This is a genomic window from Leeuwenhoekiella blandensis MED217 (assembly GCF_000152985.1).
Lineage (GTDB): Bacteria > Bacteroidota > Bacteroidia > Flavobacteriales > Flavobacteriaceae > Leeuwenhoekiella > Leeuwenhoekiella blandensis.
Window position 1 is genome coordinate 1286455 of record NZ_CH672395.1, and the last position, 23900, is coordinate 1310354.

22 protein-coding genes and 2 pseudogenes are annotated in these 23900 nt (G+C 40.1%); 19 read left to right on the forward strand and 5 right to left on the reverse strand.

Annotated features, from left to right (window positions below):
- Positions 1-14: 14 nt before the first annotated feature.
- The 3 genes from MED217_RS05595 to MED217_RS05605 all read left to right on the forward strand — a co-directional run bounded on the left by MED217_RS05595 (position 15) and on the right by MED217_RS05605 (position 3252).
- Positions 15-818 (forward strand): sulfite exporter TauE/SafE family protein, encoded by an 804-nt coding sequence (locus MED217_RS05595; RefSeq protein WP_009779511.1) that lies wholly within the window; start codon positions 15-17, stop codon positions 816-818.
- Positions 819-824: 6 nt separating this feature from the next.
- Positions 825-1706, forward strand: coding sequence for a sterol desaturase family protein (locus MED217_RS05600; RefSeq protein WP_009779512.1), 882 nt, complete (start codon positions 825-827; stop codon positions 1704-1706).
- Positions 1707-1833: 127 nt separating this feature from the next.
- Positions 1834-3252, forward strand: a complete 1419-nt coding sequence (locus MED217_RS05605) for an MBL fold metallo-hydrolase (protein ID WP_009779513.1) — start codon at positions 1834-1836, stop codon at positions 3250-3252.
- A 59-nt stretch (positions 3253-3311) separates the two neighbouring features.
- On the opposite strand, the gene MED217_RS05610 is transcribed toward MED217_RS05605, so the two are convergent.
- Positions 3312-3905: a class I SAM-dependent methyltransferase gene (locus MED217_RS05610; protein WP_009779514.1), complete on the reverse strand. Its 594-nt coding sequence runs from the start codon at positions 3903-3905 to the stop codon at positions 3312-3314.
- Positions 3906-4021: 116 nt separating this feature from the next.
- On the opposite strand from MED217_RS05610, the gene MED217_RS05615 reads away from it, so the two are divergent.
- From MED217_RS05615 to MED217_RS05690, 16 genes and pseudogenes are all read left to right on the forward strand, one after another.
- Positions 4022-4681, forward strand: a complete 660-nt coding sequence (locus MED217_RS05615) for a peroxiredoxin (protein ID WP_009779515.1) — start codon at positions 4022-4024, stop codon at positions 4679-4681.
- A 175-nt stretch (positions 4682-4856) separates the two neighbouring features.
- Positions 4857-5201, forward strand: a complete 345-nt coding sequence (locus MED217_RS05620; RefSeq protein WP_009779516.1) for a rhodanese-like domain-containing protein — start codon at positions 4857-4859, stop codon at positions 5199-5201.
- Positions 5202-5220: 19 nt separating this feature from the next.
- Positions 5221-5718, forward strand: a complete 498-nt coding sequence (locus MED217_RS05625) for a rhodanese-like domain-containing protein (RefSeq protein ID WP_230199239.1) — start codon at positions 5221-5223, stop codon at positions 5716-5718.
- Positions 5719-5774: 56 nt separating this feature from the next.
- Entirely contained in the window at positions 5775-5930 is a 156-nt protein-coding gene (locus MED217_RS19095; RefSeq protein ID WP_009779518.1) for a hypothetical protein, read from the forward strand.
- Complete coding sequence (locus MED217_RS18715; RefSeq protein ID WP_009779519.1) at positions 5927-6133, forward strand: cation transporter; 207 nt, start codon at positions 5927-5929, stop codon at positions 6131-6133. Before MED217_RS19095 ends, MED217_RS18715 begins: the two co-directional genes overlap by 4 nt.
- Before the next feature lie 175 nt (positions 6134-6308).
- Positions 6309-6704 (forward strand): hypothetical protein, encoded by a 396-nt coding sequence (locus MED217_RS05630; protein WP_009779521.1) that lies wholly within the window; start codon positions 6309-6311, stop codon positions 6702-6704.
- Positions 6705-6795: 91 nt separating this feature from the next.
- The gene (locus MED217_RS05635) at positions 6796-8142 is read left to right on the forward strand and encodes a TolC family protein (RefSeq protein WP_009779522.1); all 1347 of its coding nucleotides are present in this window, start codon (positions 6796-6798) and stop codon (positions 8140-8142) included.
- A gap of 15 nt (positions 8143-8157) precedes the next feature.
- Positions 8158-11319: an efflux RND transporter permease subunit gene (locus MED217_RS05640; RefSeq protein WP_009779523.1), complete on the forward strand. Its 3162-nt coding sequence runs from the start codon at positions 8158-8160 to the stop codon at positions 11317-11319.
- A 3-nt stretch (positions 11320-11322) separates the two neighbouring features.
- Entirely contained in the window at positions 11323-12429 is a 1107-nt protein-coding gene (locus MED217_RS05645; protein ID WP_009779524.1) for an efflux RND transporter periplasmic adaptor subunit, read from the forward strand.
- 72 nt (positions 12430-12501) lie between these two features.
- The gene (locus MED217_RS05650) at positions 12502-13026 is read left to right on the forward strand and encodes a DsrE family protein (protein ID WP_009779525.1); all 525 of its coding nucleotides are present in this window, start codon (positions 12502-12504) and stop codon (positions 13024-13026) included.
- 393 nt (positions 13027-13419) lie between these two features.
- A pseudogene (locus tag MED217_RS05660) lies at positions 13420-14671 on the forward strand (FAD-dependent oxidoreductase).
- 103 nt (positions 14672-14774) lie between these two features.
- Complete coding sequence (locus tag MED217_RS05665; protein ID WP_009779528.1) at positions 14775-14978, forward strand: YgaP family membrane protein; 204 nt, start codon at positions 14775-14777, stop codon at positions 14976-14978.
- An 82-nt stretch (positions 14979-15060) separates the two neighbouring features.
- On the forward strand, positions 15061-16392 hold the full coding sequence (locus tag MED217_RS05670; RefSeq protein WP_009779529.1) for an MBL fold metallo-hydrolase: 1332 nt from the start codon (positions 15061-15063) through the stop codon (positions 16390-16392).
- 3 nt (positions 16393-16395) lie between these two features.
- Positions 16396-16877: pseudogene (locus tag MED217_RS05675) on the forward strand (Dps family protein).
- A 59-nt stretch (positions 16878-16936) separates the two neighbouring features.
- Positions 16937-17356 carry a methyltransferase family protein gene (locus MED217_RS05685; RefSeq protein ID WP_009779532.1) on the forward strand — a complete coding sequence of 140 codons (420 nt, stop codon included), beginning with the start codon at positions 16937-16939 and terminating at the stop codon, positions 17354-17356.
- Positions 17353-17991, forward strand: coding sequence for a class I SAM-dependent methyltransferase (locus tag MED217_RS05690; RefSeq protein WP_009779533.1), 639 nt, complete (start codon positions 17353-17355; stop codon positions 17989-17991). The genes MED217_RS05685 and MED217_RS05690 overlap by 4 nt, the downstream gene beginning before the upstream one ends.
- Here MED217_RS05690 and MED217_RS05695 read toward each other — a convergent pair.
- From MED217_RS05695 to MED217_RS05710, 4 genes are all read right to left on the reverse strand, one after another.
- Entirely contained in the window at positions 17978-19405 is a 1428-nt protein-coding gene (locus MED217_RS05695) for a bifunctional metallophosphatase/5'-nucleotidase (RefSeq protein WP_009779534.1), read from the reverse strand. The two genes, MED217_RS05690 and MED217_RS05695, sit on opposite strands and share 14 nt — an antisense overlap.
- Positions 19406-19460: 55 nt before the next feature.
- Entirely contained in the window at positions 19461-21545 is a 2085-nt protein-coding gene (locus MED217_RS05700; protein WP_050759318.1) for a protein-disulfide reductase DsbD family protein, read from the reverse strand.
- 76 nt (positions 21546-21621) lie between these two features.
- Positions 21622-22245, reverse strand: coding sequence for a TlpA family protein disulfide reductase (locus MED217_RS05705; protein WP_009779536.1), 624 nt, complete (start codon positions 22243-22245; stop codon positions 21622-21624).
- A 10-nt stretch (positions 22246-22255) separates the two neighbouring features.
- A complete protein-coding gene (locus MED217_RS05710; RefSeq protein ID WP_009779537.1) occupies positions 22256-23899 on the reverse strand; it encodes a bifunctional metallophosphatase/5'-nucleotidase in 1644 nt (547 codons plus the stop codon).
- Between the last annotated feature and the right edge of the window lies 1 nt (position 23900).

The window sequence follows — 23900 nt, forward strand, 5'->3', positions numbered from 1 at the left end:
AATTGATTTGACAAATGGAAATTGTAGAAATTTTAGGATACATAGGTTCGCTTTTCATTGGGCTCGTTTTAGGATTAATTGGCGGTGGTGGCTCAATTCTTACCGTTCCCATTTTAGTATATGCACTTTCTCTCAACCCAATAATAGCTACAGCATACTCGTTGTTTGTGGTGGGTACAACTTCATTGGTAGGAGCAATTAAAAATATGAAAAAGGGTAAAGTAGATTTTAAAACAGCCCTTATTTTTGCCGTTCCCGCTTTTACAGCTGTATATTTAACAAGAGCTTATTTAATCCCAGTAATTCCAGAACAACTTTTTGATGTTAAAAATTTTATGGTCACAAAAAATTTGGCCATTATGCTCTTTTTTGCCATTGTAATGCTTTTGGCATCTATTACTATGATTCGCAATGGAAATCGGCAGTTTAATTCCGAAGTAATTGAAAAAAAATCTAATTATCTTTTATTGAGTGTACAAGGTCTTTTCATAGGAGTTGTAACCGGAATGGTAGGCGCAGGAGGTGGTTTCTTGATTATCCCTGCTTTGGTACTCTTAGCCAAATTACCAATGAAAAAAGCAGTTGCAACCTCTCTTTTTATAATTGCTATTAATTCGTTAATAGGGTTTTTGGGAGATGTACAAAATTTAGATATTGATTGGCCATTCCTATTGATCTTTACAGGAATTTCAATAGTGGGTATTTTTATTGGGATTTGGCTTAATAAATTTATTGATGGTAAAAAATTGAAAAAGGCATTCGGATGGTTTGTGCTCATAATGGGAGTCTATATTATTTATAAGGAATTAAGTACATAACAGATTTTGGAAAAGTATATTGACATCATCTTAAATTCATTTTCAGGTTACTGGAATTATCTTGGCAAGGAAATATCCGACCCATCTTGGACCAATTATTTTTATTGGTTGTTAGCATTATCCTTACTCGTGTTTCTATTGGAAATTATTGTGCCTTGGCGAAAGAAACAGTCTATAATTAGAAAAGGGTTCTGGCTTGATGCTTTTTACATTCTTTTCAATTTCTTCTTGTTTTCTTTAATTGGTTACAATGCACTATCTAATGTTGGCGTAGCATTATTTAATGACTTCTTGGGCCTATTTGGTATTACAAATATTGTGGCATTAGAGGTGCAGACACTTCCCGTATGGTCGCAACTTTTTATAATGTTCATCGTTGCAGATTTCATCCAATGGAACGTTCACAGATTGCTACATCGTGTACCGTGGCTATGGCAATTCCATAAGGTTCATCACAGCGTAAAGGAAATGGGATTTGCCGCACAGTTCCGTTTTCATTTTATGGAAACCATCGTCTATAAATCCATTCAATATGTCCCATTTGCATTGATAGGTTTCGGTATCGAGCAATTTTTTGTCGTGCATATGTTTGCCGTCTTTGTAGGCCATCTCAATCACGCAAACCTTGACTGGAGCTATGGAAAGTTAGGCTACGTATTCAACAATCCTCGTATGCATATTTGGCATCATTCCAAAGAATTGCCAGAAAAACATCCATATGGGATGAATTTTGGTCTTACCTTGAGTATTTGGGATTACCTTTTTAGAACCGCCTACGTTCCCAAAAGTGGTAGGGATATCGAATTAGGCTTTGAAGACGACACTAATTTTCCAAGAACTTTTTTGGAACAGATGAAATATCCGTTTAAGAAAACCAAAGAAGCGTAACATTGGTTACTGAAAAACAGTATTGTGCCGCATAATTTTATCATATAAAAAAAGTAATTCAGCTTTCGCGTCGTGCCTGCCAGCAGGCAGGAAAGCGTAATTTCAAAAAACATTAAAATCAAATAGTATGAAAATCGAACAAATTTATACTGGATGTTTGGCGCAGGGAGCCTACTATATTGAAAGCAAAGGCGAAGTAGCCATCATAGACCCGTTGCGTGAAGTGCAACCCTATATTGACAAATCGGAAGCGGCAGGCTCAAAAATCAAATACATTTTTGAGACCCACTTTCACGCCGATTTTGTTTCGGGTCACGTAACCCTTTCAGAAAAAACGGGTGCACCCATTATTTATGGGCCCAATGCCAATCCAAATTTTGAATCGATAACAGCAAAAGATGGGCAGGAATTCAAATTGGGCGAATTGACTTTTGTAGTACTGCATACACCAGGACATACAATGGAGAGCACTACCTATCTGTTGCGTGACAAGAACGGAAAAGACCACGCGTTGTTTACGGGCGATACGCTCTTTTTAGGCGATGTTGGCCGTCCAGACCTTGCGCAAAAGGCAGCACATATGACACAGGAAGAATTGGCCGGAACGCTCTACGATAGCCTGCGCAATAAAATAATGCCCCTTGCAGATGATATTACGGTTTATCCCGCACACGGTGCAGGTTCGGCCTGTGGCAAGAATATGATGAAGGAAACCGTGGATACATTGGGCAACCAAAAGCAAATGAACTACGCGCTGCGTGCCGATATGAGCAAAGAAGAGTTCATCAAAGAAGTGACCGATGGCCTACTGCCGCCACCAGCCTATTTCCCGATGAATGTAAAACTGAACAAAGAAGGCTATAAGGATATTGATGACGTCATCGCTCAAGGCGAAAATGCCCTGTCCCCAGATGCCTTTGAAGCGGCCGCCAATGAAACAGGTGCCGTAATGTTGGACACGAGACACCAGAACGATTTTGCCAAAGGGCATATTCCCGGCTCAATTTTCATAGGTATCGATGGTAGTTTTGCGCCTTGGGTGGGCGATTTGATAAAAGATGTTCAACAACCTATTTTATTGATAGCAGATAAAGACCGCATAGAAGAGGTCATCACACGTTTATCGCGTGTAGGTTTCGATAATACGATGGGTTATCTCGATGGTGGTTTTGAAGCTTGGAAAAAAGCGAGCAAAGAATATGACACGGTAACTTCCATTCCAGCAACAGAGTTTAAACAGATTGAAGATGACAGTAATAATGATGTTCCCGTATTTGATGTAAGAAAGTCAGGGGAGTTCCAGAGTGAACACGTTGTTAATGCAAACCATACATCCCTGTCCGAAATTAACGACCACTTAGCCGGATATCCAGACAATGAAACTTTTTACGTGCATTGTGCAGGTGGCTATCGCAGTATGATTGCAGCTTCCATTTTAAAAAGCAGGGGTATCCACAACTTAATTGATGTTCAGGGTGGTTTTAAGGCTATAAAAGAAGCAGGAGTGGAAACCACCGATTATGTGTGCCCATCCACGTTAAAATAAAAGCTTGGTTTTAGTAAAGCAAAGAGTATAAAGCGGCAAGTGATTGTCGCTTTATATTTTTAGGATTTTTTCTTAAATACTAATGTGGTCATCGCTCGCTCATCTTGTACATTAGTAGTTTTTACGGGTTCAATGAGCTCAACCGTAAATTCCTTTAGTAAGTTTTCAATCCTTTCACGAGTAAGATAATATGTCCCCTTTTGCCCATTTTCCTTATATGTGATTTCTGGGGCATTACCGTCCAGACCAATATTTGATGCCATTCTAATGAGCAATGAGCCATTGGGTTTCAGTACACGAACCAATTCTGAAAACATAGCGGTAAATTGGGTTTGGCTTTGTGCGAAATGCAAAACAGCGCAACATAGAATATGGTCAAAACTGTTTTGGTCGTACGGTAACTTATCTAAACTTCCAACACTAAAATTTTTGCCGTATTCTGGGTATTCCGCTTTCGCGAAAGCGAGAAAATCAACATCCTTATCTATTCCGTACAGCTCAAAATCGTTTTGGTAAGACCATTTTAGGTTTCTGCCCTTTCCGCATCCCGCATCTAGGATGGATTGACCTTCTTGATAGCGTCCTTTTAGGATTTGGTCAATCACGTAGATGTCAACATTGCCGATTAAATTGAAAGTGTTCTTGTAATTCATACATCCATAATTGAATCAACAATATAAAAAGAATTAATCGCGGTTTATGTAACTCTTGTTACTGTCTTTGCACGGTATTCTGCATAATTTTATACCTCAGAACAAAGGGAAATACTATGGAAAACACAATTGAAAATGGCGTAACATCAATGCCAAGAATTGGCGACGAAGCCCCCGATTTTAAAGCAAAGACAACTAAGGGCGACATCCAGATGGCAGACTTTGCAAAGGACAAATGGATAGTGATGTTCTCTCACCCAGCAGACTTTACACCCGTTTGTACCACCGAGATGAGTGGCTTTGCAACCCGTAAAGAAGAATTTGATGCACTTAACACGGAACTTCTTGGATTAAGCATCGATAGCATACACGCTCACTTAGGGTGGGTTGCCAACGTAAGGGAAAAAACAGGGGTTTATTTTGACTTCCCGATTATTGCAGATATCGATATGAAGGTTTCAAAGCTTTACGGAATGCTGCAACCCAACGAGAGTGAAACTGCAGCCGTACGCGCGGTTTTCTTTATCGACCCTAAAAAGAAAATCCGTTTGATTATGTACTATCCGCTTAACGTGGGTAGAAATATGGACGAGATTTTAAGATCCCTTGAGGCTTTGCAAACTTCAGATAAACACGGCGTGGCTATGCCGCTGGACTGGAAAAAAGGCGACAAGGTAATTGTGCCGCCACCAAAAAATCTTGAAGAAATGGAAGCACGTATCGCAGATGATAGCTGTGAAAAAGTAGATTTTTATTTAGCGAAAAAATTCTTGTAAGCAATCAAGTTGGTTTTGCAAGTTAAGGTTGGTTAGTAGGGAAGCGACGAGTAATCGTCGCTTCTTTTTTGGACTACTGTAACATAGGTTACTAACTTCTTACTTCTTCATCCTTAATTTTAAATTTTATTGGTAGTGAAAAATAATGAAGAAAATAGCAATAATTATAATACTTATGAGCACTCTCTCTGGCGCAAATGCGCAACAAAACGACACATTAAAAATCTTAACAGCTTCAGAATTTAATGAAGCCATCAAAAACAACAATGTTCAGTTGATAGATGTACGTACTGCAAAAGAATTTAGCGAAGGAGCAATTAAAAACGCATTGAATATCGACTTCTTTCAGCAAGAAACGTTCAATAAAGAATTTGGTAAGCTGAATAAAGAACAACCTGTCTATCTCTACTGTCGTTCAGGAAACCGAAGTCAGCAGGCAGCCAGGAAGTTAGACTCTTTAGGTTTTAAGAAAATCTATGATTTGAAAGGCGGTTATATGGGCTGGCCGTATAAAAAATAGCCCGATGTATCAAACAAATATGAAGACTCTTCTGACGATTTTTGCGGTTACCCTATTTGCCTTGACCACGGCTGCTCAAAAGCCCGTGGACAATCCAGAGTATCAAAAAATGCTGGACACATTGTTAACGCACTCTGTAAATGAGATTTCGCCAAACGAAGTTCAACCCAATAAGGATGTTATTTTCCTGGACACAAGAGCAAAAAAGGAATTCAAGGTAAGCCGTATAGATGGGGCGATTTGGGTAGGTTTTTTATCTTTTAATAAGCGTAGAGTAAAAGAGATTCCAAAAGATAAAAAAATAATTCTCTATTGTTCAGTAGGATACCGAAGCGAAAAAATTGCAGAAAAATTACAAGAAGAAGGCTTTACCGATATCCATAATCTATATGGAGGCATTTTTGAATGGCTCAATAAAGGTAAGATCGTGGTAAATGATAAAGGACCTACCCAAGAAATACATCCTTACAACAAACATTGGGGACAATGGCTGGATAAAGGGGTTAAGGCTTATTAAGTTGATATAGCCTACGACTTTAGAGAATAATTCAAAATTATTTTAGATTCTTAGTGATGACGGAAAAAGAGCAATATGAAACCATAGAAAAAGAAATACATAGTGATGAAAGTCCTGTTGGTATCGATGCCAAAAAAACACACATCATCATCATTCACAAATTAATGAAAATAGAAGAACGCTTGACCCAAATAGAAAATAGATTAAAATGAAAACAACACTAAAATTACAGAATGTGAAGTGTGCCGGTTGCACAAATGGCATCGCTGTACGATTGTTAAAGTTATCAGATATTCACGAAGTAGCGATAAGTAACGCAACTTCAGAAGTTACCTTCTCTTATGAAACTGTAACTGACCTCGCCAACGCAGAGCGCACACTCACAAATGGGCGATCCAACGGAAGATATAGATAATGCGATTGTGAACAAAGTAAAATCATACATAAGTTGTTTGGAAAAGGCAAAAACAAGTGGTCAAATAACTAAATTGCTCAAATTAAACGTGTTTAAAATTTATTTTGGACAGGATTGAAAAGATATAATCAAACAAGGCTAATTATTTTTTTTGTTTAAATTTGCCCTTATTCTAATGCATAAATATATCCTCATATTTTTTTCCTTTTGGATGATCGTTACCAATTCGTGTGCGCTAAAAAAGAGTGTGCTTAATTGGGTAAACAACGGTGATGTAGAAAATTATTACCAGCATTCAGAAAAAACACTTCCAGAAACTGAGGTCAGCAGTTTTTCAATTTGTAAAAAAGGGATAAAAAATGCTGTTGAGGCCATTTCATCAAATTTTGTATTTCTTGTAAAATTTGTTCAGGATTCTCAGGCGCTTTTACTTTCTTTATATGCTTCTTTTTTGGTGAGTTTTTTGCTTTTTGCAAAGTCTAGGAAAAGAAAATATGTTATAAAAACCTTACCCTTAGGATGCAGTCCGCCATTCTATATTCAGTTTCAGCGTTTGCAATACTACGCATAAACATTCCATCCATTTCTTTGTTTCGTTGATACCGGGTTTTTCGGTATGAACTCCCTTTGATTTTTATTTATCATTTTAAAAACACAGCATTATGAAATATGGAATGCTGATAATGGGATGTTTTGCGCTATCGTATTCAGTTACTTCTGCACAAACTTCAGAAAATATTCCGTTGTCACAACTTTATCAAAAGGCTGCTGCCTATCCCGGGTTACAAGCAGAAGTCTCAAGCATTAAATCTGCCGATTACGATTATAGACTCGCTAAACAAAAAATCCTACCTGACCTTAATCTGCAGGCGCAAAATACATTTGGGACTTTTGAAGGTGCTGCCGGTGCCTTTGTTCCATTGCCCGGTTTTTTTAACGTCAGTGGCGAAGGTATTAATGGAAATACTGCGGTAAACGCTATGGCCTCGGCTACGCTAAAATGGGATTTTCTTCGGTTTGGAAAATACAGGGATCAGGTTCAACTAGCTCAGGTAAACCAAGATCAGGCGCAGACGAGTTTTGATATCGAAGCGCTTAAGCTAAAACATCAGGTCACTCAAGCGTACTTAGGTTTGATTTACGGCAAAGCGATGCAAGGCTGGGCCAAGCGGGAAGCCCAGCGCAATAAAAATTTACTCCAATTATCTTCCAGTCTGGTACAATCTGGACTGGCATCTGCTGCCGATTCCTTAATTGCATCGACAAGCCTGAAGCAAGCCGTCGCTCTACAGAAAAAATGGGAAGGACAAACCAACCGTTTTCAAAATCAGCTTTTGGAATATACCGGCACTGAGGTAATGAATGAAAATGTCCCACAGCCATTCTTTTCGATCAAGAAAGCTGAAATAAACGATTCAGCCCTTAGCCACCCATTAATAACGGCAAAAGAGCAACAGGATAAAGCGCTCAAAGTACGTGAAAAGATGGTGAACCATCAGGTTTTACCCGATGTTTCCTTGCTTGCCGGGGGACTGGCAAGAGGAGTTGGATTTGGTGATGATAGTCAGGCTTTTCAAGACAGTTATGAGTTACCCATCAGTAATTACCTGGTGGGCGTGGGGCTTACGTGGGATTTAAGCCAATGGTATTCCAAAGGATTAAAAACGCGAAAAGTACAACAGGAGCAGGAACGGGTTTCCCAAGAAAAGGAAGTTGTGGAACGCTCTTTAAATGAACAGCAAAATTCACTGCAATTTCATATTGAAAAATCAAAGGAAGAAATTCAGGAAGCGGAAGGTGCCTATCGTTCAGCTTCCGAATCGTACCGCTTATTTAAGGTACGTTACGAAAGTGGTTTGATAAACCTAACCACCTTATTGCAAATTCAGCAAACCCTTCAGTTTACCGAAAAAGCACGAATACAGGCGTATTATGATTACTGGCAATATTGGAACAATTATGCCTATACACAAGCCGATTTTTCAGTGCTCACCACAGTATTCAACTAAAAAAATAGAAAACGAATGAATATAATCAGATTCGCTTTACGAAAACCGATAGCCATCATCGTGACAGTCCTTGCGCTGCTCTATTTTTCGGTATTGGCCATTCAAAAAATTAAAGTAGATATTTTCCCGGAAGTAGAAGCGCCGGCAATTTATATCGCAATGCCTTATGGAGGGCTGTCACCTGCCTATATGGACGGATTTATGTCCAATGAGTTTCAAAAGGTACTCGTGTTTGTAGGTGGTATTAAAAATATGGAATTCAAAAGTGTGCAGGGGTTGACTTTGATGAAGTTAAGTTTTTATCCTGGGACTGATATGGCACAAGCGCAGGCCGAGGTGGCCACGCAAGTATCCCGCGCAATGGCTTTTTTACCGCCCGGTGCGGTACCGCCCCAAGTGGTACGTTTTGATGCCGGTGCGCAACCCGTTGGCCAATTGGTTTTTGAAAGTGACCAGCGGTCTACCGGCGAACTTCAAAACCTGGCCATTACCCGTATTCGACCTTCCTTTGTGAATATTCCAGGAATTAGTGCTCCCGCACCTTTTGGCGGAAATGTGCGCACGATGGTGATTAATGTAAAGCCTGAAGAAATGCAGGCGTATGGGCTTACTGCAGATAAAATCCTGGAGGCGGTGGGTAAAAATAATTTCCCTTCCCCTGCCGGGAATGTTCAGATAGGGAACACCAATTATATGGCACCGGTAAATACGTTGGAACTGGGCGCAGAAGACTTTATGAATACCCCCATCAAAACCGGTTCGGGACCTACCGTATTTGTTCGAGACGTGGCCACTGTTACCGACGGGGCCGATAAAACCACCGCGTATGCCCTCGCTAATGGAAAGCGTACCGTTTATCTGCCCATCATTAAAAAAGCAGATGCCTCTACCCTGGCCGCCATAAATAACCTAAAGGATGCTATGCCGATGTTATCGGACGCCTTGCCGGAGGACGTATCGATCAAATTCGTGTTCGACCAGTCTACCTATATTGAAAATGCCCTTTCCAATTTATTGCACGAAGGAATTTTGGGAGCAGTCCTTACCGGCCTAATGGTACTGCTGTTTCTTGGAGATAAACGAGGGGCTCTAATTGTGGTGCTCACCATCCCGATTGCGGTACTCACCGCTATAATTATGTTATACCTGCTGGGGCAGACGATCAATATTATGACCTTAAGTGGTCTGGCATTGTCCATAGGTATTTTGGTAGATGAGGCTACAGTCACCATTGAGAATATTCATCAGCATTTTGAAATGGAAAAAACCAAACAACGAGCGATTTTAGATGCTTTATTGGAGATTTCGATACCAAAACTTCTAATTTTGCTATGTATTCTTGCTGTCTTAATTCCGTCATTTATGATGGTAGGAATTCCCCGGGATATGTTTATGCCTTTATCCATTGCGGTAGGCTCGGCAATGATTGCTTCTTTTTTGGCCTCACAGACTTTTATTCCTGTGGTGGCCAATTGGATAATGAAAAAGCATCCCCAAAAACATTCCGATACAAAGAAATCCCGGTTTGATAGGTTTAAGGGGCGATACCTAAAATTTATTCAGCAGAAGGAACGCTATAAAAAGCCTATTTTCTTTGGGTATTTGTTGGTTGTAATAGCCTTGTCAGGGGTTTTATTTGTTTCCATCGGGACCGATATTCTGCCACCCAGCGGTTCTAAGGATTTACAGTTGCGGATAAAAGCCCCGGTGGGTTCTGCTTTAGATCAAACGGAAGATTACGTATTGGCGGTAGAAAACCACATTCGAGAACAAATTGCACCTGACAAACTGGAGATCACTTCAGGATTCGTTGGAATGCATTCGCCAAATACACCAATTAACCCTATTTTCTTATTTACCAGCGGTTCGCAGGAAGCGATTTTACAGTTTTCGCTACCGGAATCGTTTGATGTACCGGTGGATGAACTGAAAGACGATTTGCGTACCAGTCTTAAAAATGAGTTTCCTGAACTTCAATTTACATTCGAACCGATGGAACTTGTGGAAAAAATTATGGGTCAAGGCTACAACACACCTATTGCTATTGAAGTATTAGGAAAAAACCTGGATCAGGTTACTTTGTATGCCCATAAGATCACGGATGCCTTAAAAGATGAAAATTACCTGACCGATGTGCATTTGAATGAACCCGTTGATTATCCCAGTATTTCGATAAACGTAGATCGTGAACGTGTCGCACAACTGGGACTAACAATGCGTGAGGTGAGTACGGCACTTACCACGGCGACGTCTTCTTCCCGTTTTGTAAGTAAAAATGTATGGGTAGATCCAAATTCAGGTCTGGTTTTTCAGGTTCAGGTTCAATTACCGGAAAATCAGGTTAATTCATTGAATGATCTTCAAAACCTTCCGCTAAAGCCGGGGGCAATGAGCCCCGTCCTTGATGATGTGGCAGATCTGAGTTTGGCGACCGAACCGGGACAGGTAAACCGAAAAGGCCCTAACCGTTTTGTAACCGTTACCGCAAACACCAATCACTCCGATTTGGGAAGTGCCTCCCGGAAAGTTCGTAAAATTCTTAGCGAATTGGACGCCCCGCCAAGAGGCTATAGCGTTAGAATGGCCGGAGAGGTAAATGTGCTTAGCGAGACTTTATCGGGCTTGCAATCTGGATTGCTGGTCGCCATTGTGGTAATTTTCTTAATGCTGACCGCTTACTATCAATCTTTTAAAACCTCTTTGGTTATTTTGGGGATTATACCTGCTGTGGTGGCGGGCAGTCTTTTAAGTTTATCACTTTTGGGGAGTACACTCAACCTGCAATCGTATATGGGTATGATTATGGCCGTAGGGGTTTCGGTATCCAATGCGGTACTTATTATCAACCAGAGCGAACTTTTTAGAAAAGAGAAACTGGAAAATGCGGCCGAATCTTCCCTATTGGCGGTAGCCTCCCGTTTTCGACCTATTTTAATGACCGCCCTGGCAATGATTGCCGGGATGATCCCAATGGCACTGGGACTTGGTGATGGCGGATCGCAGGTCGCCCCGCTGGGACAGGCCGTAATTGGAGGATTGGTATTTTCAACTTTTACCTCCCTACTGGTTTTGCCATTTATCTATACAATCGCTTATGCAAATACCCAGCCTAAAAAAGTGTCTTTAGATCCAGACGATCAGCACAGTAAATACTATCAAAAAAACTTAAAATCCTAAAAAATGAAATTTTACATAAAATCTATTTCTTTTTCCTTACTTACCCTTCTTTTAATGGCGTGTGGTAATGCTGAAAACAAAGCAAAGAAGGAAGATAAACCTTTAAAACCTACCTATCAGGTTACCAACGTAAAAAGTGATACGTTAAAATATAAACTTTCCCTTCCCGGTGAACTAAAACCCTATGAAGAGGTGACTTTATATGCCAAAATTGAAGGTTTTGTTGAAAAGCTAAATGTAGATCGAGGAGATTTAGTAAAAAAAGGAGAAATTTTATTAAATATTGAAGCTCCGGAAATTCAACAAAAATTATTGGCCGCCCGGGCAAAGCAGCGTGAAATAGCTGAAAAGCTAAGTTTTAGTGCACAAAACTACCAACGGATGAACCGAGCTTCTGAAGTTGAAGGTGCAATATCATCAATAGAACTTGAACAGACCAAAACGCGTTTTATGGGTGACAGTGCTGCTTTGAGTGCTGTAAAAGCAGAAGTAGCGGCCGCTGCGCAGTTGGCGGGATATCGTAATATCAAGGCGCCGTTTGATGGGGTGGTTACCAGCCGGTTTGTTTCCCCAGGTGCCTTGGTAGGAAGCGGAAAGGAACCACTTTTAAAATTGGCGCGGGAAGATAAATTGCGCCTGGTAGTGGCTATTCCTTCGAAACACGCAGATGCCCTTTCTGCAAATACCAAGGCCAGTTTTACTGTGAATGGTGCTCCCGGAAAAAAGTTTCCGGTCAGTTTTTCCCGTAGCAGTAGGGCACTCGATCCTGAGCTACGTTCGCTAATGGTTGAATTTGATTATGATAATTCAGCTAATATCTTAAGTGCTGGAGCCTATGCACAGGTTCATTTGCAATTAAGGCGTAATCAACCTACTTTAAAAGTTCCTGCCAGTAGCATTATAACCACCCCAACCCAAACCTTAATCGCAAAGGTCAAGTCGGGTAAAATTCAAATGATTCCTATTACAACGGGAATCTCTAAAGATGGAATGATAGAAATATTCGGAAATCTTGATAGCGGAGATCAAGTTGTTTTAAAAGGAAATTCAACCCTTAAAAACGGAATGGCTATAGAAGCGGTAAATGCAAAAAAACAGCTAAATAATTAAAGAGCTTTCCTAAACCGATCTAAGATTCACTTATTTTAAACAATTAATTACTAAACAATAAACAGAAATACTATGAAAACAATTTTTTGGGGTATCTTACTCCTTTTCACACAAATAATTATGGCGCAGGAATGGAGCAATCCGAGAATTAAAGGTTACGGAAAAATCCATTTTAATAAAGACCTGGGTTTCCAGCCCGATGTAAAAAAAACCTATAAGTTAGTGTTCAACATAGATAATAATGCAGAAAAAGAAGGAGTAAATATGAGGTTATGGAAAATTGCAAGGGAACTCAATTTATTAAAAGCCGCTGGGATACCCGATCAAAACGTGCAAATAGCGGCGGTAGTTCACGGAAAAGCCATTGCCATAAGTTTGACCGACCAAGCTTACGAAAAACGCCACCAAAAGAAGAACCCCAACACAAATCTGGTAAAAGCACTTGATGATGCCGGGGTCAAATTATACTTATGTGGACAAACTGTGGCAGGTATGAAAATTGAACAAGACGAGTTGAACCCATCTTGGGAAGTTACCTTATCGGCATTGCTAACCCTACCAATTTTAGAAAGTGAGGGATATTTGATGGTTCCCTAATTATTTTGAGGCTAGTAAATATACTTATTAATAGTTAAAGGAATATCGATAATCCACTATCTGCAATAATTAATCTCTGCGTCATTCCGAACTTGATTCGGAATCTCACAAAGTTCTTAAAATCAAAGGTTATTAAGTGAGACCCTGAGTCAAGTTCAAGGTGACGACTCTTTTATGAAACATAACGGACATTCAAAAGGAATATTCATTTTATGGAACTAATATAAACACGAAATAAATTTGTAATTAGACGTGGTCAGTACGGCTATAATAGGTCTTGGCGTATGCCATAAATTTAAGAATTATTTCAATCGATTGCGAGATGTGTAACAAAGGTTACCAATCCTTAAGATAACAACCCATATCTTTAAAAGATTTAAAAATACAAAAACTATGGCAACGCATCATCAAGTGCTCATTATAGGTGGCGGTACCGCCGGTATTATGGTGGCCGCACAACTCTTAAAACAGAAAAAATCCAATAGTGTCGCAATCATTGAACCGGCAGATACGCATTACTATCAGCCTGCTTGGACGCTCGTAGGTGCAGGGACTTACGACTATGATAAAACGGGCAGGCCTATGGCAGACGTAATGCCTAAAGGTGCAAAGTGGATAATGGACAAGGCCACCAGGTTTTGATGCAGACAACAACACGGTACATACAGAGGTAAGTGGCGATATTACCTATAACTATCTGGTCGTGTCACCCGGGCTCACTTATGATTTCAGTCTGGTTCCCGGACTGGGAGATGCTATAGATAATGGTGTGGTGTGTAGTAACTATACAGACCCCAAGCATACGTGGCACGTCGTAAAGAATTTTAAGGGAGATACAGCGCTTTTCACGCAACCTACAACACCTATCAAGTGTGGTGGTGCACCGCAAAAAATAATGTATCTGGCAGAGTCCCATTTTCAAAAATCTGGGGTAAGAAAAAACACCAAAGTGGTTTTTGCCACCGCAGGTACCGTAATTTTTGGGGTAAAGGAAATAGCCAAAACCCTAATGAAAGTCATTGACCGAAAAAACATTGATTTAAGACTGGGCCACCAGCTGGTAAAAATTGACGGACCCAATCAGATAGCTTGGTACAAAATGGCCGAACACGAAGGCTATCACAACAAAGACAATGGTGTAAAAGTAGAAAAAGATGGCGAGCTTACGGGCATCCACTACGATATGCTGCACACCGCACCACCATCTGTAGCACCTAAATTTGTTCAAGAGTCTAATTTGGTTAATGATGCTGGATGGTTGGATGTGGATAAGCACACAATGCAACATAATAAGTACGCAAATATTTTTGGGCTGGGAGACGTGGCCGGCTTACCGACAGCAAAAACGGGAGCCGCCATACGCAAGCAAGTACCTGTAGTGGTAGATAATATCGATTTGCTTATTCAACACGATAAAATGGGCAAGAAATCATATAACGGTTATTCTTCCTGCCCACTCGTTACCGACTATGGAAAAATGGTATTGGCAGAGTTTGACTATGATAAAAATTTTATTCCAGACCCAAAATTGAAAAACCTATTTATTTCTGATAGTTCCAAAGAACATTGGAGATTATGGATGCTCAAAAAATACGGACTTCCCTACCTATATTGGAACAAAATGTTGAAAGGTAAGGATGTATAGCATTGGACAGGCAAAGAATAAAAAAATTGGTCATTGTCTGTATCCTTTGTGCAGCAATAGTTACAGGACTTGTTTTGTCAATACAATTTTTAAATAAATGATTATGAAAAAAAATATGGGCGGTGCAGACCGCATTATCAGAACCATTATTGCAATAACGGTAGGTGTGCTATACTGGCAAGGAATTATCGAAGGTACCTTGGCGTATGTTCTTCTTGCGCTATCGGCCGTATTTCTATTGACCAGTTTTATAAGTTTTTGTCCGCTGTATAAGTTGGTAGGATTGAATACGTGTCCAAGAAAATAAACGCTTGAAATTTAGAGTTGTGTATCTAAGGTTACAGCCATTGGTTGTGACCTTTTTTATTTTTATATAAAATTTGGAAATTATGAACATCAAACAATTTGAATACAAACCGCTGGCACATTATTCGTATGCCATCGCAAGCGAAGGTAAGGTAGCCATCATTGACCCAGAGCGCGACCCATCGCAGTATTACGCTTTCGCGAAAGCGAACAACGCAGAAATCGTTGCCGTAATAGAAACCCACCCACACGCCGATTTTGTGAGTTCGCATCTTGAAATCCATAAAAAGACAGGTGCAACCATTTACAATAGTGAAAAACTGGGCGCTGACTATCCGCATCAATCCTTTGATGAAGGCGACGAGATTAGATTGGGAAAAATTTCCCTCAAAGCGATAAACACACCTGGACATTCGCCAGACAGTATAACCATTGTGGCCACCGAAGGCGAAGACACGGCATTGTTTACGGGCGACACATTATTTATTGGCGACGTAGGCCGTCCAGACTTGCGTGAAAAGGCAGGAAATATGCAAGCAAAACGAGAGGAACTTGCCGAGATGATGTATGACACTATCCAAAATAAATTTACCGACTTGCCAGATGATGCCGTGGTCTATCCCGCACACGGTGCTGGTTCGCTATGCGGAAAAAATTTGAGGGATGCCAACAGTAGCACCTTGGGCAATGAACGTATGGGCAACTGGGCTTTTAAAGAACAGTCCAAAAAAGAATTTATGGACACCATACTCGATGGCCAGCCGTTTATTCCGTCCTATTTTGGCTTTGACGTGGATATCAATAAAGCCGGTGCAGCTGATTTACAACCTTCAATCGAGGATATTCCATTTACTGAAAAGACAACTGCTGAAGGACTTATAGTCGATATTCGGGAAGAAGCTACCTTTAAAAAAGGTCATTTAAAGGGAAGTATCAACATACAGGCAAATTCAGAAAATGCGAAGTTCGAGACGTGGTTAGGTTCTATTGTTGAGCCTAAAGAAGCATTTACCCTCGTAATAGATAGCGCCGAAAATAAGGACATCCTATTACACCGCGTGGCAAAAATCGGCTACGAAAAACAGCTTACAAAAGTCATCACGCTTGCTAATGAAAATCTGGTAAAAACCGAAAAGCTGGATTTGGCAGATTTCAAGAAAAACCCTGATAACTATACCATTGTCGATATTCGTAATACAAGTGAGGTAGAAGAAGGAAAGTTTTTTGATAGTGCCGTTTCTCATCCATTGAATGAGTTGCGAGAAACAGCCGATGAAATCCCGACGGACAAGCCTATCGTGGTGCATTGTGCCGGTGGCTATCGTAGTGCAGCGGGAAGCAGTATCCTTCAAAAAAAGATAAAAGGCACTATTGTCTATGATTTAAGTGAAGATATTAACGATTTTAAAAATTAGAATATGGAAACTATAAGCAAAAACAACATAGGATTAGACATAGATAAATCAAAAATCATTGCTGAAAAGCTAAATGAATTGCTTTCAAATTATCAGCAGTTTTATATGAACCTACGAGGGTTTCATTGGAACATCAAAGGAAAAAAATTCTTTGAGTTACATCTTAAGTTTGAGGAGCTTTATAACGATGCATTACTTAAAATAGATGAAATCGCAGAACGTGTTCTTACCTTGAGCGAAACGCCCGTTCATTCGTTTAGAAAATATCTTAAGATTTCCGAAATAAAACCTGCCGAAAATATTACCAATGGCGAACAAGCAGTTGATAAGGTTCTCTTGAAGCCTTAAAGGTATTGCTGGCAAAAGAAAGAATTACATTAAATATGGCTTCCGAAGCCAATGACGAAGGTACTGTTGCTTTGATGAGCGATTATATTGTTCAGCAAGAAAAACTGGTTTGGATGCTTTCATCCTTCTTGGATTAAAATTGATATTTTAATTAAAAAGTTAATTGATAAAAAATAAACCGTCATATCGAGATTATATGTACGTAGCAATACAATTGTCATTGTTCGTCATATATCTTTTACCGGTAAAAATAGTTTCTACACACCTTCCCGAATGGCTACGCTATTCGGGTTTGGTTTTACTGTGTTTAGGTGTGATTTTGGGGGCAGTTGCGTTGCTTCAACTCAATACAAATCTTTCGCCTTTCCCAACACCAACTTCAAACGGAACATTGATTACCACAGGTGCTTACAGGATTGCGAGACACCCTATATACACCGCCTTGATTTTTTGTGGATTGGGATATGCATTCTACAATCAGTCGAGTTATAAGGCACTAATATCTATTACATTGCTCATCCTGTTTTATTTCAAATCAAAGTATGAAGAAAAGTTGTTATTGAAACACTTTCCCGAATACAGGCAGTATCAACAAAAAACGAGAAGATTTTTATGAAAGAATATCCAGCCGATTTCTGGAACAAAATGTACGGTGCTGATGAATATAGATACGGTACTAAACCCAACAGATTCTTTAAACAACAGCTCGACAAACTTAAATCTGGAAATATACTGCTTCCTGCCGAAGGCGAAGGCCGTAATGCGGTTTATGCCGCTTCCCAAGGTTGGGATATATCCGCTTTTGATATTAGTAAGAAAGGCAGGGCAAAGGCCTTGCGTTTGGCGAAAGAGCGGAAAGTATCCATAACGTACGAACTTACAGGCGTTTTGGAATTTCGGAGTGAGACACAATTTGATGTTATCGGTTTATCCTACGCTCATTTTCCCGCGTCTATTCGTAATAAAGCACACAAGCACTTGTTACAGTATTTAAAACCTGAAGGCATTGTGATTTTTGAAGCGTTTGCGAAAGCGCAACTGGGAAACCCATCTGGTGGCCCCAAAAATGAAGCAATGTTATTTTCAGTAGAAGAAATCAAGGAGGAGTTTCCACAATTAGAATTTGAGTTTTTGAAGGAAGTAACCATCCAACTTTCCGAGGGAAATTTCCATAAGGGAAAAGCTGAAGTCATACGTTTTGTAGGAATAAATAAGATGTTTAAAAACCATTTATCCTTTATACCAATCTAAAGCTTCCAATTGGGTCAGAATTAAAATCTGGATGTACTTTTAAATACATCTTCATAGCTTCCACCGCTTTTGGAGGATGTTCTATTCTATTTTTTCCATATTTCTTGGGGACGCCCTGTATAGTGATGAAACTAACCCTATATGTTTTATCCATTTCAAGGTGCTTGCCATTGTAATATATTTCTTGGATACGATGTCCGGTAGGGTTTTCTATGCGCATATTGATTTGCAGGCCCAAAACGCGTTTCACATAGCCGCCCATTTGTTTAAATGCATCGCTAGAGAAAGTACGCTCAAGGTTCTCTTCCAGCATCTGTTTTATTTCTTTGCCCGTAAGCTCTACGGTAGAAAGGGGCGGATTCATAGGGGCGATATTGTACAGGTCATTTTCAGTTATAGATCCTACAGGAATTGGTGCACCGTATCGCCATCCGTTGGAAAATACAATTGAGGTATCAGTAGCGTGAGCTGTGGCCTTTAGTAACAATTCATCCATAGTGGAGTTAAGGGTATTATACCGATGCAATACCGTCTTTGTACGTCCTATGTTTTTATTGCGCATATCTTCATAAGGCTCTAGTGACTTGTTCACGAGTTGTGCCATCGCTTCGTTCTCGGGTATGGAATCATCCACTTTGAGCATTTCATAATCGCAAATTTTGATTTTTTTATCTTCAAGTTCAATTGTAAAATTACCAACGAAGGCGCCGTGGCATCCACATTGGACAATTTTTGCACCATTGACTTCAATGGGCTTGTAAATCCGGTTGTGGGTATGGGCACTCAAACAAATATCAATGCCGTCAACTCTCTTGAGTAGTTCAACATCTTGGGGAAAGCCATTGTGGGATAGCACTATGATAATAGCTGCATCATTGGCTTTTAGTTCTTTAATATGATGCGGAACCTCTTCCACCCCAGAAGTGAATTGGAGACCTTTGCTCATCTTCTCCGGCATCACTTTATCGATAATCATCGAGCAAAGACCCACAACGCCAATTTTCACACCTTCTTTTTCGAACATAGCCGTGGGTTGCAAAAAATGATCACCGTCTATGGTGAATACATTGCAACCTAGCATAGGAAAATCTAACTGCTTATTGATTTTCTCTAATTGGTCTGGTCCGTAACCAAAATCCCAATGTCCCACCAGGGCATCGATATTAAGAGCATTTAAAATAGGAACCATAGCCATACCGTTTGAAGCTACAATAGGTTTTGTTCCGTATAAGGTGTCGCCACCGTCAAAGAGCAATGTATTAGGATTTCCTTCTCTGATGGCTTTCACTACGCTGGCAATCCTTGCATAACCACCCGCAGTCTCAATAATCTCTCCGGTTTCATCATAGAAAAGTTCGGGATGTGGTGCAAGGTATCCGTGCACGTCGTTTATAAACAATACATTTAGTTTCATCAATTTAATCTTCTAGTGTTAATGACATTTTGTGTTTTATCGAAATTGGTTACGATCAATTTATAATTGGGTTATGATTTACACCTTCGGAATCGCTGTTCACTAAAACGTCTTTTGTGTTTCTAATTTTAAATTCTTCAAGACCATTGTCTAAAAACTCAACAAAGTTCTGCACACTCAAATCATATCCTTTTGGCGCATTTAATAAAGAACCATTTGTATCAACCAAAGTATAATAGGGCTGAGCATTTGCATTGAGCCGCTGAATCATAAAATCAAGATTTTGGCCTCCTATGGTTTTTTTCAAGCGCTCATCGTGAGCAGAAACATACCATTCCTTTTCGGGCAATTCAGTCTTTTCATCAACATAAAGTGCCACGACAACATAATCTTCCTTTAGCCTTTTAAGTACTTTTGGATCAGACCAAACAGTTGCTTCCATTTCCCTACAATTTACACAACCGTGACCGGTAAAATCTATAAACAGCGGTTTATCTTGTTTCTTTGCGCATTCTAAAGCTTGAGTATAATCGAAATAGCCTTGAATACCCAATGGTAATTCTAGCAGGTCTCCGTATTTCGGCACTCCACATTCTGCGGTTTTCATCGTATTGTTGGAAATGGAAGTGACTTGAGGTGAGTTCATCACAAAACTTTGTGAACTTAACGGAGGCATATAACCGGCCAATGCTTTTAAGGGCGCACCTACTAAACCTGGGATAAGATAAACCACAAAACTGAAAACCAACAATGCCGAAATTATACGGCCTACCGATGTCTTCTGTTGTTTTTGTTCGTGAGGAAATGTGATTTTCCCCAAGAGATAAAACCCAAGAAAAGCGAATATAACAATCCATAAGGCAAGGTAAACCTCGCGGTTTAATATATCCCAATGGTAAACTTGGTCCACAATGCTGAAAAATTTTAATGCCAGTGCTAATTCTATGAAACCGAGTACCACTTTAACGGTATCTAACCAACCACCACTTTTAGGTAAAGATTTTAACCAATTTGGGAAGACCGCAAAGAGTGTGAAGGGTAATGCAAACGCCAGGGAAAAGCCCAGCATTCCCACAATAGGTTGTATAGTATCGCCATTAGCGGCTTGTAACAGAATAGTTCCAGCAATTGGTCCAGTACAGCTAAAGCTGACCAGAACCAAAGTAAATGCCATAAAAAAGATACCCAGCACACCGCTTTTGTTCGATTTTGAATCTATTTTATTAACAAATTTATTGGGCAGTGTTATTTCAAACAGACCAAAAAAGGAAAGCGCAAATATTATGAAGATCGCAAAGAAAAATAGATTTGGGATCCAGTGCGTACTTAAAAAGTTAGCGAAATCTGCACCAAACAATACCGAAAATAGAGTACCAACGATAGTGTAAATCGCTATAATGGAAACGCCGTACAAAATGGCATAGGCAATTCCCTTCTTACGACTCGTATTGGATTTTGTGAAGTAACTTACCGTCATCGGTATCATTGGGAACACGCAAGGCGTAAGTAATGCTATTAGACCTGCGCCAAAGGATATGAAAAAGAATGTCAAAAGAAAAGATAAACCCTGTCCTTCGGTCTCGGTGGTCTCAAAATCATTGTCAAAGGCTTCGAGGACCATAGGTGTCGAGGCATCGGCATCGCTCTTGGCCGTATCTAATGGTTTTTTGAGAACATTGTTAAATACAGCAACGTCACTTTCAAAGGGAATACATTGGCCATTGACATCTGAACATATCTGATAGGAAACCAGCCCTTTAATATCAGGACTTTCTGAATGGATAACAAATCGCTGTTTGAATTTTGCTTTTTTTGTAAAATAGGTGTACTCACCCTCAAACAGCTCATCATATTTTTTCTTTTGCCCTATGGCTTCAACATTTCCCAGTCGCTCAAATTGTTCGTTTTCGTAAAAATTGAATTCCGTAACCATTGGCCCAAGTTTTGGGTCAAAGTCGCTTGAATACATATACCAATCTTCCGGAATTTTAGCCTCGAAAAACACGGTTATTGTATCACCTTCAACAATATTATTTTCTTGGACTTCCACATTCCATTTGGGGACTTCCATAACTTGCGAATGCCCAAAATGACTGATTAGAGCAAGGACAAATACAATCGTTAGTTTATGATATCGCATACTTTGCTATATATTATTAGTTACTCCGAAAAAGGATGGGCATTGGTAAGAATCCATCCCCATTTCAGAACAAAATCTATTTTAAACTATTCAGGAACTCCCTAAATTCTTCATTGTTATAATCTGCCATACCTTTATGTGTAAGGGCAATGTTTCCTTCAGCATCAATCACATACGTAGTAGGCAGCGCGGTCGATTCATAAACAGCGGGCATAGGGCCAGCTTGCTCATAAATGGGTAGTCCATAGTCCTTCCGCTCCATATAGGCCTTGGCCGTTTCAAAATTTTTGTCAAAGGAGAGCATTACAAAGACTACGTCGTTCCCCATATCCTTGTATAATTTTTCGATACTCGGCATTTCTGCCACACAAGGTGGGCACCACGTGGCCCAAAAATTCAAAAAGATGACCTTGCCTTTGTACTTTTCCAGCGATACAACATTTCCTTTAGCATCGCGCAGTTTTAAGTTATAATCCGCTTTCGCGAAAGCGGAACTCTCAACAGTTTCTACATCACTATTATTTTGTGCAATTACTTCTACATCTGGATTCATAAAGCCAGTTGCGAGCAGCCCACGTTGCACAAAACCTATAACTTCGGTATGTAAACCCGTGGCGTAAAGTGTTATGGCCACTATCGCAAATATCCCGTACTGAATCCAGGTTTTTTTAATGTTCTTGTCTTTTTGGTTCTCTTCCATCATTAAAGTTTTATTGAAATTCGTAATCAGTTTTAGGCACGGTTGAGAAAGAATACTGTCCCAGATAATCGCAATACGCCCTACCTTCCAATGTTGGTGAAACGGGCGAGTTTTCCTGAAGATATTCTTCTACCACATCGTGAATGGTATAGTCTTTTACTTCAACATCCTCAACACCTGACATCCTGCAAAGGTTGTCAACTGGGTCGCCAGGGCGTACACAGGCCGAAATGGTATAATATTCATCATCTTCCATTGGTTCGCCGTTTACGGTTATACTATTGATTCTTTGACCCTTTTCATCTTGACTGTTGAAGTTGACCTTCATTCCTGAAAATCGTACCAGCCAACCACCGAATCGTTCGGTCGGGTCTTGCGCAAATGCGTTGTGCATTTCTTTTTCCAGCCAGTCCTTTATCTGTCTTCCCGTAGCTCTTCCTGTTTTCACCTTTTCATTCACGGGCAGTAAATTCCACAGATTTGCGCGCGTAATGGGTGCAGGGTTACCGTTTTTGGGAACTATTGGGTTACCGAACCTAAATCCGTTTGAAATAGATATGTCTGCACCCGTCTTCCAGCGAGCCGCATCTGTAATCATATTGTCCATAGGGTTCTCTACGGTAAGATATCGATAGAGAGGTTTTGTAGTATATCCTATCACTGTTTCCAGATGGTCTTTGTAAGGTGCTTTGGCCTTGTTCACCAAAGATTGAATTTCTTCATCTGCAGGAAAGACCTCTGGGTCAACGTCAATAAGTTCATATTCGTCACCCACTAATTTGCCGTCAATAAAATGAAGTGTCAGTTTACCAACGAAAGAACCGAATGCACCAGGTTCGGTGACTTTAGCGTACTTACCTTGAATGGGTTCTCGCACACGCTCGTGGGTATCATTTCCCAATATATAGTCCACATTTTCTGAAATAGGGTTATTAGCAAGTTCCACCTGTTTGAAAATACCGATATGCGTTACCAAAAAGAGTGCGTCAAGGTTTTCATTAACCTTAAAAGTGTCCACTTGCTTTCTCAAATCTTCAGTCAAACCACTGAATCCTATACCTTTACTGAAAATTGGGTTTTGACGCACGGGTACGTCCGGGTCATTAATACCCATAAACCCTATGCGTACGCCTTCTATTTCTTTGACGGAATAAGCTGGGAACAAAAGTTCGTCACTTTCTTCGTGGTACATATTTTGGGCTATGACATCTGTTTCATAACCGTTCATTGCATCCATCATTACATCTTTACCGTACACCACTTCCCAGTTGCCAGGAATGATAACGTCATAGCCCATATTTTTTATAAGTTCCGGCATAACCTTCCCTTCTGACAGCGCTGTGTAACCACTGCCCTGAATCAAATCGCCACCATCAATGATAATGGTGCGGTCTGGATTTTTCTGGCGTTCCTGTTCAAAAAGAGTTTTGATATTGGCAAGTCCTCCACGGTCTTTAAACACGATCTCTTCGTTTTCCCAGAACAGTTCAGGATGTGTGTCGAGTTGCCCGTGGATATCGGCTGTTTGAAGTACGGTAATACTCAAAGTATCCTTCGCTGTGCCGGTCCTGTCCATTTTATTTGATTTTTCTGTTTTGCAAGCAACCGGTGCCATCAATATTATCATCAGCAAAACTCTATTAAAAATTTTCATA